General features: G+C 71.7%; 14 protein-coding genes. 7 read left to right on the forward strand and 7 right to left on the reverse strand.

Going from position 1 to position 16,271, the window contains the following annotated elements:
* Nucleotides 1-70: 70 nt before the first annotated feature.
* From ACFHWT_RS02110 to guaB, 3 genes are all read right to left on the reverse strand, one after another.
* Complete coding sequence (locus ACFHWT_RS02110; protein WP_416593140.1) at nt 71-1,453, reverse strand: M1 family metallopeptidase; 1,383 nt, start codon at nt 1,451-1,453, stop codon at nt 71-73.
* 95 nt (nt 1,454-1,548) lie between these two features.
* Nucleotides 1,549-2,667 (reverse strand): GuaB3 family IMP dehydrogenase-related protein, encoded by a 1,119-nt coding sequence (locus ACFHWT_RS02115; RefSeq protein WP_416592904.1) that lies wholly within the window; start codon nt 2,665-2,667, stop codon nt 1,549-1,551.
* A gap of 72 nt (nt 2,668-2,739) precedes the next feature.
* A complete protein-coding gene (guaB, locus tag ACFHWT_RS02120; RefSeq protein WP_416592905.1) occupies nt 2,740-4,329 on the reverse strand; it encodes an IMP dehydrogenase in 1,590 nt (529 codons plus the stop codon).
* A gap of 231 nt (nt 4,330-4,560) precedes the next feature.
* Here guaB and ACFHWT_RS02125 point away from each other — a divergent pair, with 231 nt between their 5' ends.
* Complete coding sequence (locus ACFHWT_RS02125; protein ID WP_416592906.1) at nt 4,561-4,992, forward strand: DUF5319 domain-containing protein; 432 nt, start codon at nt 4,561-4,563, stop codon at nt 4,990-4,992.
* Nucleotides 4,993-5,023: 31 nt separating this feature from the next.
* Here the strand turns inward: ACFHWT_RS02125 and ACFHWT_RS02130 are convergent, their stop codons facing one another.
* Complete coding sequence (locus tag ACFHWT_RS02130; RefSeq protein ID WP_416592907.1) at nt 5,024-6,049, reverse strand: response regulator transcription factor; 1,026 nt, start codon at nt 6,047-6,049, stop codon at nt 5,024-5,026.
* Nucleotides 6,050-6,329: 280 nt separating this feature from the next.
* Between ACFHWT_RS02130 and ACFHWT_RS02135 the strand changes: the two genes are divergently transcribed.
* Complete coding sequence (locus tag ACFHWT_RS02135; protein ID WP_416592908.1) at nt 6,330-6,758, forward strand: WhiB family transcriptional regulator; 429 nt, start codon at nt 6,330-6,332, stop codon at nt 6,756-6,758.
* Between the two features lie 77 nt (nt 6,759-6,835).
* Here ACFHWT_RS02135 and ACFHWT_RS02140 read toward each other — a convergent pair whose 3' ends face one another.
* The 3 genes from ACFHWT_RS02140 to groES all read right to left on the reverse strand — a co-directional run bounded on the left by ACFHWT_RS02140 (nt 6,836) and on the right by groES (nt 10,735).
* Nucleotides 6,836-8,401 carry a molybdopterin-dependent oxidoreductase gene (locus ACFHWT_RS02140; RefSeq protein WP_416593141.1) on the reverse strand — a complete coding sequence of 522 codons (1,566 nt, stop codon included), beginning with the start codon at nt 8,399-8,401 and terminating at the stop codon, nt 6,836-6,838.
* 259 nt (nt 8,402-8,660) lie between these two features.
* Nucleotides 8,661-10,304, reverse strand: coding sequence for a chaperonin GroEL (gene groL / locus ACFHWT_RS02145; RefSeq protein WP_416592909.1), 1,644 nt, complete (start codon nt 10,302-10,304; stop codon nt 8,661-8,663).
* A gap of 116 nt (nt 10,305-10,420) precedes the next feature.
* Complete coding sequence (gene groES / locus ACFHWT_RS02150; protein ID WP_123606067.1) at nt 10,421-10,735, reverse strand: co-chaperone GroES; 315 nt, start codon at nt 10,733-10,735, stop codon at nt 10,421-10,423.
* A gap of 210 nt (nt 10,736-10,945) precedes the next feature.
* Here groES and ACFHWT_RS02155 point away from each other — a divergent pair, with 210 nt between their 5' ends.
* The 5 genes from ACFHWT_RS02155 to ACFHWT_RS02175 all read left to right on the forward strand — a co-directional run bounded on the left by ACFHWT_RS02155 (nt 10,946) and on the right by ACFHWT_RS02175 (nt 16,261).
* Nucleotides 10,946-12,181, forward strand: coding sequence for a THUMP-like domain-containing protein (locus ACFHWT_RS02155; protein WP_416592910.1), 1,236 nt, complete (start codon nt 10,946-10,948; stop codon nt 12,179-12,181).
* A gap of 45 nt (nt 12,182-12,226) precedes the next feature.
* On the forward strand, nt 12,227-12,706 hold the full coding sequence (ybaK, locus tag ACFHWT_RS02160; RefSeq protein ID WP_416592911.1) for a Cys-tRNA(Pro) deacylase: 480 nt from the start codon (nt 12,227-12,229) through the stop codon (nt 12,704-12,706).
* A gap of 278 nt (nt 12,707-12,984) precedes the next feature.
* The gene (locus ACFHWT_RS02165) at nt 12,985-14,082 is read left to right on the forward strand and encodes a sugar ABC transporter substrate-binding protein (RefSeq protein ID WP_416592912.1); all 1,098 of its coding nucleotides are present in this window, start codon (nt 12,985-12,987) and stop codon (nt 14,080-14,082) included.
* A 122-nt stretch (nt 14,083-14,204) separates the two neighbouring features.
* Nucleotides 14,205-15,011, forward strand: coding sequence for an ATP-binding cassette domain-containing protein (locus tag ACFHWT_RS02170; protein ID WP_282233573.1), 807 nt, complete (start codon nt 14,205-14,207; stop codon nt 15,009-15,011).
* On the forward strand, nt 15,008-16,261 hold the full coding sequence (locus ACFHWT_RS02175; RefSeq protein WP_416592913.1) for a sugar ABC transporter permease: 1,254 nt from the start codon (nt 15,008-15,010) through the stop codon (nt 16,259-16,261). The genes ACFHWT_RS02170 and ACFHWT_RS02175 overlap by 4 nt, the downstream gene beginning before the upstream one ends.
* Nucleotides 16,262-16,271 lie beyond the last annotated feature (10 nt).

Raw genomic sequence — 16,271 nt, forward strand, 5'->3', positions numbered from 1 at the left:
CCCACAACCACACCACACATGACAAGACGGCGGGCCCGGCATCCACGCCGGGCCCGCCACGCACCAACAGTCAGGGCTTGGCCGGGGCGGTGTCGCCATACAGCCAGGCATCGAAGAATTCCCGCAGCGGCTGGCCGGAGACCCGCTCGGCGACCGTGACGAACTCCTCGGTGCTGGCGTTGCCGTTGCGGCGCTCGGCCGTCCAGGTGCGGAGCAGGCGGAAGAACGCGTCGTCGCCGATGGTCAGCCGCAACGCGTGCACGGTCAGCCCGCCCCGCTTGTACACCGACTGGCTGAAGATCCCCGCCGGGCCGGGGTCACCGGCCGGGCTCGCCCAGTCGATCCGGTCGTACTCGCGGTCGAACATCTCGTCGACGGTGGCCGCACCGTCGTGCTCGGACCACAGCCATTCCGCGTATGTCGCGAAACCCTCGTTGAGCCACATGTCCCGCCAGTGCCGGATCGACACGCTGTTGCCGAACCACTGGTGGGCCAGCTCGTGGGCGACCACCCAGGTGACCGGTCCAGAGTCGAAGAAGACGTCGCCGTACACCGGCCGCGACTGGGTTTCCAGGGCGTAGCGGATCCGGTCGTCGTTCACCACCACGCCGCCGTACGCGTCGACCGGGTACGGGCCGAACACCGTCTCCAGGTAGTCGGCGATCTCGCCGGTGCGGGCCATCGCCTGCTCGGCCGGGCCACCTTCCGGCAAGTCGGCGGAGACGGCGGTCACCATCGGCCGGCCGGCATGGGTGCCACGCTCCACCCGGTAGTCGCCGATCACCAGAGTGGTCAGGTAGCTGGCCAGCGGAGTGGATTCCGACCAGGTCCAGGTGGTCCAGCCGTCGTCGCTGCTGGTCGGCCCGGGTACGCCGACGCTCAACGCGGCCAGCCCGTCCGGGACGGTGATGTCGATGTCGAAGGTCGCCTTGTCCAGCGGGTGGTCGTTGACCGGGAACCAGGTGCTGGCCGACTCGGGCTGACCGAGCGCGATCGCCCCGTCATCGGTCACGTGGAAGCCGCCCGCGCCGAGGTCCGGGCTGGTCAGCGGCTCCGGCCGGCCACCGTAGTCGACGACCACGGTGAACTGCGTACCGTCGGTCAGGCCGGTGGCCGGGGTGACGACCAGTTCATTGCCGTCGCGGCTGTGTTCGGCCGAGGCGTCGTCGACGGTGACCTCGTCGACGACCAGCCCGGCCAGGTCGAGGTTGAACCGGGACAGGTCCGTGGTGGCGGTGGCGGTGATCGTGGCGGTGCCGTCGAGCCGCTCGCCGTCCGGGTCGTAGCGCAACGTCAACTGGTAGCCGGCCACGTCGTAGCCGCCGTTGCCGTACGTCGGGAAGTAGGGGTCGCCGATGCCGGCCGCACCCGGTTGGAAACCACCCGCCGGGCTGTCGTCACCCCGGTCGACCAGCTCCGGCAGGACGCCGCAGCCGCCGGCACCGGCGGCCAGCACCGCCGCGAGCAACGCGGCGACGCCCACCGTACGCCGCCGCGACCCGGACCACCGACGACGGCGGCCCGGCGCGAACGACGGACGGCGGCTGGTCACCGGTCGAGGACCAGACCGACCCGCTGGAACTCCTTCAGGTCGCGGTAGCCGCACTTGGCCATCGCCCGGCGCAGCCCGCCGAACAGGTTCTGCTGGCCGTCCGGGGAGTCGGCCGGGCCGAACAGGATCTGCTCCATGGTGCCCAGCGGCTCGTCGGCCACCCCGAACGCGCCGCGCGGCAGCTTCGGGTGGCTGGCCACCGAGTGCCACCACGCCCCGGCAGCCGGGGCCTCGGCGCACAGCGACAGCGGCTCACCGAGCATCACCGCGTCGGCACCGCAGCCCAGCGCCTTGGCGATGTCACCGGAGGTCTGCAGGTCTCCGTCGGCGATCAGGTGCACGTACCGGCCGCCGGTCTCGTCCAGGTAGTCGCGGCGGGCGGCGGCCGCGTCGGCGATCGCCGTGGCCATCGGCACCCGGATACCGAGCACCGAGTCGGTGGTCGACCACTCGTCCGCGCCGATCCCGACGATCACCCCGGCCGCACCGGTACGCATCAGGTGCAGCGCCGTCTTGTAGTCGGTGCAGCCGCCGACCACCACCGGCAGGTCCAGGTCGGCGATGAACTCCTTGAGGTTCAGCGGCTCGTCGGTGGTGGAGACGTGCTCGGCCGACACCAGGGTGCCCTGGATCACCAGGATGTCCACCCCGGCGTCCAGCACAACCGGAGCCAGCGCCAGAGTGTGCTGCGGCGACACCCGGGCGGCGACCGTACCGCCACCGGCCCGCATCTGCCGGACCCGTTCGGCGATCAGCTCGGGGCGGATCGGTTCGGCGTACGCCTCCTGCAGCCGCCGGGTCGACGGGTCGTCGTCGTCCAGCGCGGCCAGCTCGCCGAGCACCTTGCTCGGATCCTCGTAGCGGGTCCACAGCCCTTCGACGTTGAGTACGCCGAGCCCACCCAGCTCGCTCAGCTTGGCGGCGCTGGCCGGGCTCATCGTGGCGTCCGACGGGTGCGCCACGCACGGAATCTTGAACTGGTACGCGTCGAGCTGCCACGCGGTGGAGACGTCGTCGACGTCCCGGGTCCGCCGGCTCGGCACGATGGCGATGTCGTCCAGGTGGTAGCCGCGCTGCGCGGTCTTGCCCAGCCCGATCTCGACCACGTCACGCATGGCATATCTCCGTCATGGACAGGTCGACCGCCCGGCGGCTCGGCCACCGCGCGGGCAGGTCGACGGCGTAGGTCAGCGGGTGTGGTAGTTGGGGGCCTCGACGGTCATCTGGATGTCGTGCGGGTGGCTCTCCTTCAGACCGGCGGCGGTGATCCTGATCAGCTGGCCGCGCTGGTGCAGGTCGTCGATGCCTTCGGCGCCGACGTACCCCATGGCCAGCCGGACCCCGCCGATCAGCTGGTGCACGACGGTGGCCAGCGGTCCACGGTACGGCACCTGCCCCTCGACACCCTCCGGGACCAGCTTCTCGTCGCTGAGCACGTCGTGCTGGAAGTAGCGGTCCTTGGAGTAGGAGCGGGCCTGGCCACGGGACTGCATCGCGCCCAGCGACCCCATCCCCCGGTACGACTTGAACTGCTTGCCGTTGATGAACAGCAGCTCACCGGGGCTCTCCTCGCAGCCGGCGAGCAGGCTGCCCAGCATCACCGTGTGCGCACCCGCGACCAACGCCTTGGCGATGTCGCCCGAGTACTGGATGCCGCCGTCGGCGATCACCGGAACGCCGGCCGGGTGGCAGGCCCGGACCGCCTCCATGATCGCGGTGACCTGCGGCACGCCGACCCCGGCGACCACCCGGGTGGTGCAGATCGCGCCCGGGCCGACCCCGACCTTGACCGCGTCCACGCCCGCTTCGACCAGCGCGCGGGCACCGGCGTAGGTGGCGACGTTGCCGCCGACCACGTCGACCTCGGTGTCCCGTTTCAGGGCGCGCACCATGTCCAGCACCCCGCGCTGGTGGCCGTGGGCGGTGTCCACGATCAGTACGTCGACGCCCGCGTCGACCAGGGTCCGGGCCCGCTTGTACGAGTCGTCGCCGACGCCGATGGCGGCGGCCACCCGCAGCCGGCCGGCGTCGTCCTTGGTCGCGTCCGGGTACTGCTCGCTCTTGGTGAAGTCCTTCACGGTGATCAGCCCGCGCAGTCGGCCGGCGTCGTCGACCAGGGGCAGCTTCTCCACCTTGTGCTGGCGCAGCAGGGCCAGCGCGTCCGCCTTGGCCACCCCGACCGGGGCGGTGACCAGCGGCATCGAGGTCATCAGGTCGCGTACCGGGCGGCTCTGGTCGGTCTCGAACCGCATGTCGCGGTTGGTGATGATGCCGACCAGGGCGCCCTGCTCGTCGACGACCGGGACACCGGAGATGCGGTACCGGCCACACAGCGTGTCGACGTGCCGCAGCGTGTCGTCCGGGCCGCAGGTCACCGGATTGGTGATCATGCCGGCCTCGGAGCGCTTCACCAGGTCGACCTGGATCGCCTGGTCGTCGGCGGAGAGGTTGCGGTGCAGTACGCCGATGCCGCCCTGCCGGGCCATCGCGATCGCCATCCGCGCCTCGGTCACCGTGTCCATCGCGCTGGACAGCAGCGGTACGGACAGTCGCACGTTGCGGGTCATCGACGTCACCGTGTTGACCCGGCTCGGGATGACGTCCGACTCGGCTGGCTGCAGCAGCACGTCGTCGAAGGTCAGCCCGAGCGGCACCGCCCGGGCCGACCCGGCGGGCATCTCCGGCACGTGGCCGCCGAACGCGGCGGGGACCGGGGGCACGTGACCGCCGTTGGCGGTGCTGTCGACGACGGGCTGCTGGGTGGGCGAGTTTTCCACGACTTCTTCCCCTGAGCTGGTCGGACGGTTCGCCTGAGGCCGGCGGCGGCTGATGCCCGGGCGCCGGGTCGGCAGGCGGCCCGGTGTGGGTGGCGGTTGACCGGCTCGCCCCGTCTTGCGGTGCGATGGTTCATCGTACCCACCGCCAGGCCGGCCGGGCGCGCCACCTGCGCGGCGGGCCGGACCGGGTGGGGCCCGCGCAGCCGGTACGGGTGGGACTACGGTGGAGGGGTGCACGAAGAGCCGATCGATCCGTTCAGCGGCGACCCCGCCGATCCGGCAGCCGGGCTGGAGGATCCCACCGAGGCCGGCGAGCCGGATTCGTTGACGCCCGCCGAACGGCAGGACGTGTTGGAGGACCTCGCCGACCTGGAGGTCTACCGGGCGCTGCTCGGCGCGGTCGGGATCCGCGGGCTGGTGATCGACTGCGAGGACTGCCGGGAACCGCACTACTTCGACTGGGACCTGCTGCGCGGCAATCTGCGCCACCTGCTCGACTCCGGCCGGCCGAGGGTGCACGAGCCGGCCTTCAACCCCGACCCGGACCACTACGTGAGCTGGGAGTACGCCCGGGGGTACGCCGACGGCGTGCACGACACCCTGCGGGACGAGGCGGACGACGACCAGGACCGGCCAGCTGACGGCCTGGGCCGACCGGGCTGAGGCCGGTCTGGGCCGACCGTGCTGAGGCCGGTCAGGCGACCAGTCCGGTACGGAATCCGGTGGCCACCGCGTGTGCCCGGTCCCGTGCGCCGAGCTTGCGGAACAGCCGCCGCGCGTGGGTCTTGACGGTGTCCTCCGAGACGAACAGGTCACGGCCGATCTCGCCGTTGCTCTTGCCTTCCGCCATCCCGCGCAGCACCTGGAGTTCGCGTTCGGTGAGCCCGATCCGGCGTAGTGCGGTGACTCGACCGTCCGACGGCTGGGCGGCGTCCGGCCCGGCACCGCGCGACGCGCTGCCATCCGGTGCGCTGCGGGTCGGCGCACCGCCATTGGGTGCGCTGCCGTTCGACACAGTGCCATCCGCCGGGGCGGTGTCGGAGTCCGTCCCCCGAGTCACCGTGCCGTCGGGGTGCGGGACGGGTGCCGGTGCGTCGGCGGTGTCGGCGGCCGGTGCCGTCGCATCGTCGCGCTGGTTCGGCACCACGGTCGGTCCGGTGGCCGGGTCCGCACCGGCCGCGGCCGCAGCCGCTGGCTCGGCGGCGGTGCCGGTGACCGCTCGTCCGGCGGGGTCGGTACCAGCGGCGGCAGCCCCAGGGTGGTGAGACGCCGCGCCAGCGACACCGATGGTGGCGCTCACCGCCGGGGCTGGTGCGGCCGCTGACTGCTCGGTCAGCAACGCTGGCGTACGGCGGCCCGGCGCGGCGAGCAGCAGCAGGGTCTTCGCCACGGCGGTGACCAGGTCGTCGGTGCCGCGCAGCAGCCCGCGGGCACCGGCGGCCAGCGCGGCGGACGCCACCTGCGGGTCCTCCCCGCCGAACAGCACGATCACGCTGCCTGGCGAGCGGGCCAGCACCCGGCGGGTGAAGCTGGCGCTGTCCGGACGGGCCAGGGCGGTGTCGGCGAGTACGATCTCCGCTGGGCGTTCGGCGAGCCGCAACATCACCTCCGGTTCAGAGACCGCTGTGCGTACTGCGGCGGAGAGACCGAGCCGGGCGGCGGCGGCGGTGACGTTCTGAGCTGCAACTACTGTTCGTACACACACGAGCACCTTGCGCACTTGTGACTCCCCTCTCCCGCCAGCAGCAGATCACGCGAGGCACGCTCGCTCATGCGCTTTGCCACGAAAAAAGATGAAAGTTCAGGACCGGTGGCCACGTCGCCGACCGGCTATCGCGCGCAGGTTCCGACCCGGGTGTTCCCGCACGTTCCGACACGGGTGATTGAGCAGTGGGACTCCCGGGTACCCCGGTGACACGAAGGACCGGAGCGCTTGCGCGGCCGGCCGCCCGGTCCTACCACGAAGTGTCTGCGGGAGCCGCGCGGAAGGAGGGGTGCAGATGTCGGATGTACGCCGACTGCCCGGACCGATCGTCGACCTGTGGGAGTGGCAGATCCTCGGTGCCTGCCGTGGCCGGGACAGCGCCCAGTTCTTCCACCCCGACGGTGAGCGGGGGTCGTCACGCAACCGCCGGGAATCGGGAGCCAAGGCGGTCTGCCGGACCTGCCCGGTCCGCGCGGAGTGCGCCGCACACGCCCTGTCGGTGCGCGAGCCGTACGGGGTGTGGGGCGGCTTCAGCGAGTCGGAACGGCTCCGGCTGCTCGCCCTCGGCTGGGAGGATCTCGCCGACCGCCGCGGCGGTCGGGTCGACGTGCAACGGCTGGAGGCCCGGCTGGGCCGGCCGCACAAGTCGACCGTGCCGGCCCAGCGCCGGCCGGAATCGACCGCCGTCAGGCCGCAGCCGGCGGACTCGGCCACCGCCGCCTGACCACGGCGACTGCCGCCTGACCACGGCCGCGCGGCTACTGCCTCGGCCACGACCTCGGCCCGGGGCCGCCGGGGTCCCTACTGGACCGTCACGCGGACCGAGTGCCAGCCGGTCGCCCCGTCCGGGGCGACAGGTTGGCGCAGTTCGGGCTGGGTGGCGCCGGTCCCGTCGGTGGCCCGGACCTGCAGCAGGTGCTCACCCGAGGTCGCCGGCCACTGCCAGACCCACTGCACCCAGGTGTCCGCCGAGACCGCCGGGGCCAGCTCGGCCGACTGCCAGGGGCCGTCGTCCACCCGTACCTCGACGCCGCTGATGCCCCGGTGCGGGGCCCACGCCACCCCGGCCACCGGTACGGTGCCGGCCGACAACTCGGTGCGGACCCGGGGGGTGTCGATCCGGGACTGGGTCTTGATCGGGCCCTGCGCCGCCCAACCGCGCGGCACCCAGTACGCGTCGAAGTCGGCGAAGCTGGTCAACTCCAGCTCGGTGACCCACTTGCAGGCGGAGACGTACCCGTAGAGGCCGGGCACCACCATGCGGACCGGGAAACCGTGCTCGACCGGCAGTGGTTGTCCGTTCATCCCGACCGCGAGCAGCGCGTCCCGCCCGTCCAGCAGCGCCTCGGTCGGGGTGCCGCAGGTCCAGCCGTCGACGGACCGGCCGACGACCTGGTCGGCTCCGGGCAGCGGGCCCGCCTCGACCAGCAGGTCCCGCACCGGTACGCCGAGCCAGCGGGCGTTGCCGATGAGGTTCCCGCCCACCTCGTTCGAGACGCAGGCCAGCGTGACGTACCGCTCCACCAGCTCCATCCCGAGCAGGTCGGCGTAGCTCAGGGTGATCGGATTGGTCACCCGGCCGTGGATCCGTAGCTGCCATTCGTCCGGGTCGACCTGGGGCACGACCAGCGCGGTGTCGATCCGGTAGAAGTCACGGTTGGTGGTGACGTACCGGCTCAGCCCCGGTGCCGCCGGGTCCACGCCGGACGGCAGCGGCGGCGCGGCGTCGACCGGGGCGGGCAGTGTCACGGCGGACCGGGCGGTGGCCACCCCCCGGCGTTGCGCCAACCAGCGACCGCCGGCACCGGTGACCAGGGCGGCGCCGACCGACACGCCGACGCTGGACAGGAAACGTCGCCGGTCGGCGGTGCCGGCACCGGGCCGAATCGGTACCGGTTCGGCATCGGCAGGCAACGCGGCGACAGGCAACGCGGCGGCGGACGGCCGCAGCGGGCCGGCGAGCAGCGCCCAGAGCAGCAGCGCGGCGGCGGACGCGCCGATCACCGCCGGTAGTGCGGCGGCCGGCCCGACACCGGGCCGGGTGAGCGCGGCCGCCGCGCCGACCACGCCGAAGATCGCGACGCCGGCGAAGCCGACGGCGAGCCGGCGGGCGGCCAACACCCCGATCACGGCCGCGAACCCGGCGAGCAGTACGCCGGTGCCGATCAGCAGCGCGGTCTTGTCGTGTACGCCGAACACGTCGATGGCGAACTGTTTCAGCGGCTCCGGGACGGTGTCGACGACCACCCCGCCGACCGCGACCAGCGGTGCCGAGCGGGCACCGGTGGCGACGGCGACCAGCTCGGCCAGGCCCAGGGCGAGCGCGGCCGCGGCCACGCCGGCGAGCGCCGCGAGCGGCCCGGGCAGGCGGCCCGGCGGTTCGGTCCGCCCAGCTGGCCCGGTCGGCTCCGGCCCTGTCGCGTCCGGCACCGTCGGCTCCGCCCTCATCGCGTCCAGCCCATCTGTCCGGCACCGTACGGGTCGACGGCGCTAAGGTACCGCCGACGATACGCAGAATCCGCGTGATCAGAAACCTCGGGCGGAGTGCACCCTCGGCCGTACTGATCACGCGGATCCAGGTGGCGCAGGTGAAACAGGTGGAGCTTCGAGTAGGTAAAGCTTCCGGTCAGAAACCGGGACCGTGCTGGTGGCCGTGCCCGTGGTCGTGACCGTGACCGCCGGCGGCCGGCTCGGCCTTCTCCGGCTTCTCCACCACCAGGCTCTCGGTGGTGAGCAGCAGCCCGGCGATCGACGCGGCGTTGCTGACCGCGTTGCGGGTCACCTTCACCGGGTCGATGATGCCGGCCCGGGCGAGATCGACGTACTCCCCGGTGGCGGCGTTGAGCCCGTGGCCCCAGTCGCCTTCGAGCACCTTGCCGACCACCACGTACCCGTCGTAGCCGGCGTTCTGGGCGATCCACCGCAGCGGCTCGTGCAGCGCCTTGCGGACCACCGACACGCCGACCTTCTCGTCGGCGTCGAAGCCGAGGTCATCGTCGAGCACGGCGGCGACCTGGCTCAGCGCCGCGCCGCCACCGGGGATGGTGCCCTCCTCGACCGCGGCCTTGGTCGCGGCGATGGCGTCCTCGATGCGGTGCTTGCGCTCCTTCATCTCCACCTCGGTGGCGGCCCCGGCCTTGATCACCGCGATGCCACCGGAGAGCTTGGCCAGCCGCTCGGCGAGCTTCTCCCGGTCCCAGTCCGAGTCGGACGCGTCGATCTCCTTGCGGATCTGGGTGACCCGGTCGGCGACCTCGGAGTCGTTGCCGGCACCGTCGACCACCGTGGTGGTGTCCTTGTCGACCACGATCCGCCGGGCCCGGCCCAGCGACTCCAGCCCGACCGCGTCGAGCTTGTAGCCCAGCTCCGGGGCGATCAGCTCGGCGCCGGTCAGGATCGCCATGTCCTGCAGCATCGCCTTGCGCCGGTCACCGAAGCCCGGAGCCTTGACCGCGCAGATCTTCACGGTCTTGCGCACGGCGTTGACCACCAGGGTGGACAGCGCCTGCCCGTCGACGTCCTCGGCGACGATCAGCAGCGGCTTGCTGTCCTGGACGATCTTCTCCAGCAGCGGCAGCAGCTCCTCGATCGAGGAGATCTTCTGGGTGGTGATCAGGATGTACGCGTCCTCGAGGACCGCCTCCTGCGCTTCGGCGTCGGTGACGAAGTGCGGGGAGATGAAGCCCTTGTCGAACTGCAGGCCCTCGGTGACGTCCAGCTCGGTGGCCAGCGTGGAGCCTTCCTCGACGGTGATCACACCGTCGCGGCCGACCCGCTCCATCGCCTCGGCGATCAGCTCGCCGATCGTGGCGTCCTGGGCCGAGATCGTCGCGACCTGCGCGATCGAGCCCTTGTCGGCCACCTCCGCCGCCTTGGCCAGCAGCGATTCGGAGACCTTCTGCGCGGCCGCGTCGATGCCGCGCTTGAGGCCGGCCGGGTTGGCCCCGGCGGCGACGTTGCGCAGACCTTCACGAACCATCGCCTGGGCGAGCACGGTGGCGGTGGTGGTCCCGTCGCCGGCGACGTCGTTGGTCTTCGTCGCCACCTCCTTGACCAGCTGCGCACCGAGGTTCTCGTACGGGTTGGTGAGCTCGATCTCCTTGGCGATGGTCACGCCATCGTTGGTGATCGTCGGAGCGCCGAACTTCTTGTCCAGCACGACGTTGCGCCCGCGCGGGCCGAGGGTGACCTTGACCGTGTCCGCGAGCGTGTTGACGCCGTGCTCCAAGAGGTGCCGGGCGTCGTCCGAGAAACTCAGGATCTTCGCCATGACATTCCCTTCACAGGCACTAGCCGTCGGCCGACCGGCGGCTGCCGGGCACCGGCCAACGGGCGACGCCCCGAAGCCCCGGGTGGGGCTTCGGGGCGTTCAGCACTGGCAGTAGGTCACTTCTCGATGACCGCGAGGACGTCGCGGGCGGAGAGCACCAGGTACTCCTCGCCGGCGTACTTGACCTCGGTGCCGCCGTACTTCGAGTAGATGACCGTGTCGCCGACGTTGACGTCAACCGGGATCCGGTTGCCCTTGTCGTCGACGCGGCCGGGGCCGACAGCGAGGACGGTGCCCTCCTGCGGCTTCTCCTTGGCGGTGTCGGGGATCACGATGCCCGACGCCGTGGTGGTCTCAGCCTCGTTCGCCTGGACCAGGATCCGGTCCTCGAGCGGCTTGATCGCAACCTTGGTCGCGGTAGTCACGGGCATACCCTCCTGGGGTATCTGGTTTTGGTGCCGGCCACGTGGGTAACCGGCGTCAATCTGCCTCATGTCCACCGGGCGGATCCGTCGTCGCGGGTGCCGGACCGCCTGGCGTTTCGCTCACCGGCGGGAGCCGGCGGGCTGGCACCCTCGACCCGAGAGTGCTAACCGCAGATTAGCAGTCGCCTGTGCGGAGTGCTAGCCCGATGGCCGAGCATGGACAATGTCGCGGTGCACCCGGACGAACTGGCCACCCTGCGTGCCCCGGAAGGCGCGGCCGCCCTGGTCGCCGCGGCCGAGGTGCTGGCCGCGCCGGGCGGGGCGGATCCACTCGCGGCGGCGACCGCGCTACGTACCGCCGGGGTGCCGGCACCGCTGGCGACCGCAGCGCTCACCCAGGCCGCGCTGCGCGCCCGCGCGACCGGCAAGTTCGGCCCGGCCGCCGACCGGATGTTCTTCACCCGCGCCGGCCTGGAGCAGGCCACCCGGTCGGTGGTCGCCGACCGGCGCGCCGCCCGGCTGCGCGCCGCCGGGGTACGCCACCTCGCCGACCTGGGTTGCGGTCTCGGCGCGGACACCCTCGCCGCCGCCCGGGCCGGCATCCGGGTGTACGCGGTGGAGGCCGACCCGGGCACCGCCGCGATCGCCGCCGCCAACGCCGAGGCGACCGGGCTGGCCAACCTCGTCGACGTGGTCTGCGCCGACGCCACCGGAGTCGATGTCTCCGGTTACGACGCGGTCTTCTGCGACCCGGCCCGCCGGTCCGGCGGCGGTCGGCGCACCTTCGACCCGGACAGCTACTCCCCGTCCTGGGACTTCGTCCGGTCCCTGGTCGCCCGGGTGCCACGGGCCGTGCTGAAGGTGGCACCGGGCATCGACCACGCGCTGATCCCGCCGGGGGCCGAGGCCGAGTGGGTCAGCGTCGACCGGGAGGTGGTCGAGGCGGCGTTCTGGTGCGGCCCGCTGGCCGGCACCCCGCGCCGGGCCACCCTGCTGCGTACCGGCCAGCCGGCCACGGAGCTGACCGGCGACGGCGGCGAGCCGGTCACCGTCGGCCCGGTCCGGCGCTACCTGTACGACCCGGACGGGGCGGTGGTCCGCTCGCACCTGGTCGCCGCGTTCGCCGCGACCGTCGACGGCACCCTCGCCGACGAGTCGATCGCCTACGTCTACGCCGACACGCCGACCGACACGCCGTACGGCCGATGTCTGGAGATCACCGACGTGCTGCCGTTCTCGCTGAAGCGGCTGCGGGCGCTGCTGCGCGAACGCGGTGTCACGCGGCTGGAGATCCTCAAACGCGGATCCCCGCTCGACCCCGCCCAGTTGCGCCGCGACCTGCGGCTGCGTACCGCCGTCGGGACCGGCGTGGCGGCGAGTCTGGTACTGACCCGGGTGGCCGGCGCCCCGACGGCGCTGCTCGCCCACCCGGTGCCGGCGCCGGGCCGGTGAGCGCGCCAGCCCGATGAACGCGCGGGGCCGGTAACGTCGCGCGGCATGACAGGTACCGCGACTCCGGCGACGACGCTGCTGACCAAGCGGCGGATCACCTTCCAACTGCACCCGTACCGGGTCTCGCCGGACACCCCGGACTACGGCGCGGCGGTCGCGGCCGCCCTCGGCGTCGCCGCCGAGCAGGTGTTCAAGACGCTGGTGGCCCAGGTCGACGGGGCACTCGCCGTCGGCGTCGTGCCGGTCACCGGGGAGCTGGACCTGAAGGCTCTGGCGGTGGCGCTCGGTGGTAAGCGCGCGGTGCTCGCCGAGCGGGTGCTCGCCGAACGGACCACCGGGTACGTCCGGGGCGGCATCAGCCCGATCGGGCAGCGTAAACGTCTGCCGACGGCGCTGGACGCCTCGGCGCAGCGGTACGCCGAAATGTACGTCTCGGCCGGCCGCCGCGGGTTGCAGTTGAGTATCACTCCGGGTGACCTCGCAGCGGTGACTGGCGCCCGATTCGCCCCAATCGCTGCTCACTGATCCGGTCAGGCGACGGACAGGTGTCCGCCGCGTTGCTGAATTGTTATCGCGAGCAACAAAACTGGTGACGTCACCGTCTTGTGCCCGGCGCCACACTCCTAATACGTTGCCGGACACAACAAAAACCGCGATGGCCCAGCTCAGCCCCAGGCCGTTGCCGTCGCCGGCCGGGCCTCCGGAGCTCACCAGCGCCCCGCGAGCCCACGCCCGAGACCGCACGACACGCACCAGCACAACCCCTTGTACGCGAAACATCACCCTTCGAAAGGACCCGAGCGATGCGCAAAGGGATCCTCAGCACCGCCGCCGCCGGTGTCCTGCTCGCCGGCGGCCTCACCGCCTGTGGCAGCGACACCGGCACCGACACCGGCAGCGGCGACACGCCGACCCCGAAGATCGGCGTGATCCTGCCGGACAGCGCCTCCTCCGACCGCTGGGAGACCGCCGACCGGCGCTTCCTGGAAGAGGCGTTCGACGCCGCTGGCGTGCAGGCCACCATCCAGAACGCCCAGGGCGACAAGGCCCAGTTCCAGACTCTCGCCGACCAGATGATCACCGACGGGGCCACCGTCCTGATGATCGTCAACCTGGACTCCGGCACCGGCAAGGCCGTGCTGGACAAGGCCAAGCAGCAGGGCGTCGCCACCATCGACTACGACCGGCTCACCCTGGGCGGCTCCGCCGAGTACTACGTCAGCTTCGACAACGAGGCCGTCGGCCAACTGCAGGGTGAGGGTCTGGTCAAGTGCCTGACCGACGCCGGGGTGGAGGAGCCGACCATCGCCACCCTCAACGGCTCGCAGACCGACAACAACGCCACCCTGTTCAAGGCCGGCTACGACGGCGTGCTCGACCCGCTGTACGAGTCCGGCGAATACGTCAAGGGCCCGGACCAGTGGGTGCCGGACTGGGACAACACCCAGGCCGCGACGCTGTTCGAGCAGATGCTGACCCAGACCGGCGGCGAGATCGACGGTGTACTGGCCGCCAACGACGGCCTCGGCAACGCCGCCATCTCGGTGCTCAAGCGCAACCAGCTCAACGGCAAGGTCCCGGTCACCGGGCAGGACGCCACCCCGCAGGGCCTGCAGAACATCCTCGCCGGCGACCAGTGCATGACCGTCTACAAGGCGATCAAGGCCGAGGCGCAGGCCGCCGCCGACCTGGCGGTCGCGCTGGCCAACGGTGAGCGCAAGGAGGTCGCGCAGACCGTCACCGACCCGGAGACCAACCGGGAGGTGCCGTCGGTGCTGCTCACCCCGCAGGCCATCTACAAGGAGAACGTCGCCGACGTGGTCAACGACGGCTACGTCACCGCCGAGGAGCTCTGCACCGACGAGTTCGCCGAGCTCTGCGCCGAGGCCGGCATCAGCTGACCGGCGTACCGGCGACCGACCGGTAGCCCCGCCGCGGGTGTCACCCGGCAGCACCATCGCCGGGTGACACCCGCGGCGGCGGAACCGGCGCCGGCCGGGCACCCTCACGAAGGAGACCACCCGTGTCCGCGACCCCCCTGCTGCAACTGCGCGGGATCGACAAGAACTTCGGCCCCGTCCAGGTGCTGCGCAACGTCGACTTCGCCGTCCACGCCGGCGAGGTGACCGCGCTCGTCGGCGACAACGGCGCCGGCAAGTCCACCCTGGTCAAGTGCATCAGCGGCATCCACCCGATCGACCGCGGCGAGGTCGTCGTCGACGGCCGCCGGGTGCACATCCACAACCCGCGCGACGCCGCCTCGCACGGCATCGAGGTCGTCTACCAGGACCTCGCGCTCTGCGACAACCTCGACATCGTGCAGAACATGTTCCTCGGGCGGGAGAAGCGCTCCGGGATCGTCCTGGACGAGACCACCATGGAGCAGATGGCCGCGGACACCCTCGCCGGGCTCTCCGTCCGGACCGTCAAGTCGCTGCGGCAGCTCGTCGCCAGCCTCTCCGGCGGCCAGCGCCAGACCGTCGCCATCGCCAAGGCTGTGCTGTGGAACAGCAAGGTCGTCATCCTCGACGAACCCACCGCGGCGCTCGGCGTCGCCCAGACCGCCCAGGTGCTCGAACTGGTCCGCCGGCTCGCCGACAACGGCCTCGCCGTCGTACTGATCTCGCACAACATGAACGACGTCTTCGCGGTGTCGGACCGGATCGCCGCGCTGTACCTCGGCCAGATGGTCGCCCAGGTACGGAGCACGGAGATCACCCACGCGCAGATCGTGGAGCTGATCACCGCCGGCCGCAGCGGTGACCTCGGCCTGCCGGCCGACAACGGCACCGAGTACGCCGCCACCAACGGACCGGGAGCCGACCGATGAGCACCGCCACCTCCACAGTCCAGCGGCCCACCGCCCCGGCCGAATCGCCCGGCGTCGGCGAACACCTGCGCAATTACTTCTCCCGGATCCGCGGCGGCGACCTCGGCGCGCTGCCCGCGATCCTCGGCCTCGTCGTGCTCTGCACGGTCTTCTCGATCGTGCGGCCCAACTTCTTCACCGCCGGCAACTTCGCCAACCTGTTCATCCAGGGCGGCGCGGTCACCCTGATCGCGATGGGGCTGATCTTCGTCCTGCTGCTCGGTGAGATCGACCTGTCCGCCGGCTTCGCCAGCGGCGTCTGCGCCGCGATCCTGGCGGTCGTCTCCACCGAGATGGGACTGCCCTGGTACGTGGCGGTGCTGGCAGCCGTGGCCACCGGGACCCTGATCGGCACCGTCCTCGGATTCCTGGTCGCCAAGGTCGGCATCCCGTCGTTCGTGGTCACCCTGGCCGCCTTCCTCGCCTTCCAGGGCACGGTGCTGCTGCTGATCGAAGGCGGCAAGAACGTCTCGCTGCGCGACGACGTGCTGATCGCGATCGTCAACCGCAACGTCCCGCCGGTCGTCGGCTGGGCGATCTTCGGCGTCGGGGTGGCCGGGTTCGCGCTGATCCAGCTGCTGCGCTACCGCACCCGGTCCGCGAAGGGCCTGGTCACCGACCCGATCGTGGTGGTGCTGGCCCGCATCGGCGTGCTGGTCGCGATCGCCGGTGCCGCCGTCTACATCCTCAACCAGGAGCGCAGCATCAACCCGCTGATCACCTCGCTGCGCGGGGTGCCGATCGTGGTGCCGGTCATCGTGGTACTGCTGATCTTCTGGACCTTCGTGCTGCGGCGCACCGCGTACGGCCGGCACATCTACGCGGTCGGCGGCAACCGGGAAGCCGCCCGCCGGGCCGGCATCAACGTCGACCGGATCCGGATCTCCGCCTTCATGATCTGCTCCTCGATGGCCGCCGTCGGCGGCATCGTGGCCGCCAGCCGCGCCAACTCGGTCGACGCCAACACCGGCGGCAGCAACGTACTGCTGTTCGCCGTCGGCGCGGCGGTGATCGGCGGCACCAGCCTCTTCGGCGGCAAGGGCCGGGTCCTCGACGCGGTCCTCGGCGGCGCCGTGGTCGCGGTCATCGAGAACGGCATGGGACTGCTGAATGTCAGCTCCGGGGTGAAGTTCGTCTTCACCGGGCTGGTGCTGCTGCTGGCCGCCAGCGTCGACGCGCTGTCCCGCCGTCGCGCCGCCGCCGGGTCCTGATGACTGCGGA

This window comes from Micromonospora sp. LOL_021 (assembly GCF_048060215.1).
GTDB lineage: Bacteria > Actinomycetota > Actinomycetes > Mycobacteriales > Micromonosporaceae > Micromonospora_E.

Coding starts and splice junctions, on each gene's coding strand:
- ACFHWT_RS02115 (WP_416592904.1), bottom strand. CDS start 2,667: ATGCGTGACGTGGTCGAGATCGGGCTGGGCAAGACCGCGCAGCGCGGC.
- ACFHWT_RS02135 (WP_416592908.1), top strand. CDS start 6,330: ATGTCGGATGTACGCCGACTGCCCGGACCGATCGTCGACCTGTGGGAG.
- groL (WP_416592909.1), bottom strand. CDS start 10,304: ATGGCGAAGATCCTGAGTTTCTCGGACGACGCCCGGCACCTCTTGGAG.
- groES (WP_123606067.1), bottom strand. CDS start 10,735: ATGCCCGTGACTACCGCGACCAAGGTTGCGATCAAGCCGCTCGAGGAC.
- ACFHWT_RS02155 (WP_416592910.1), top strand. CDS start 10,946: ATGGACAATGTCGCGGTGCACCCGGACGAACTGGCCACCCTGCGTGCC.
- ybaK (WP_416592911.1), top strand. CDS start 12,227: ATGACAGGTACCGCGACTCCGGCGACGACGCTGCTGACCAAGCGGCGG.
- ACFHWT_RS02165 (WP_416592912.1), top strand. CDS start 12,985: ATGCGCAAAGGGATCCTCAGCACCGCCGCCGCCGGTGTCCTGCTCGCC.
- ACFHWT_RS02175 (WP_416592913.1), top strand. CDS start 15,008: ATGAGCACCGCCACCTCCACAGTCCAGCGGCCCACCGCCCCGGCCGAA.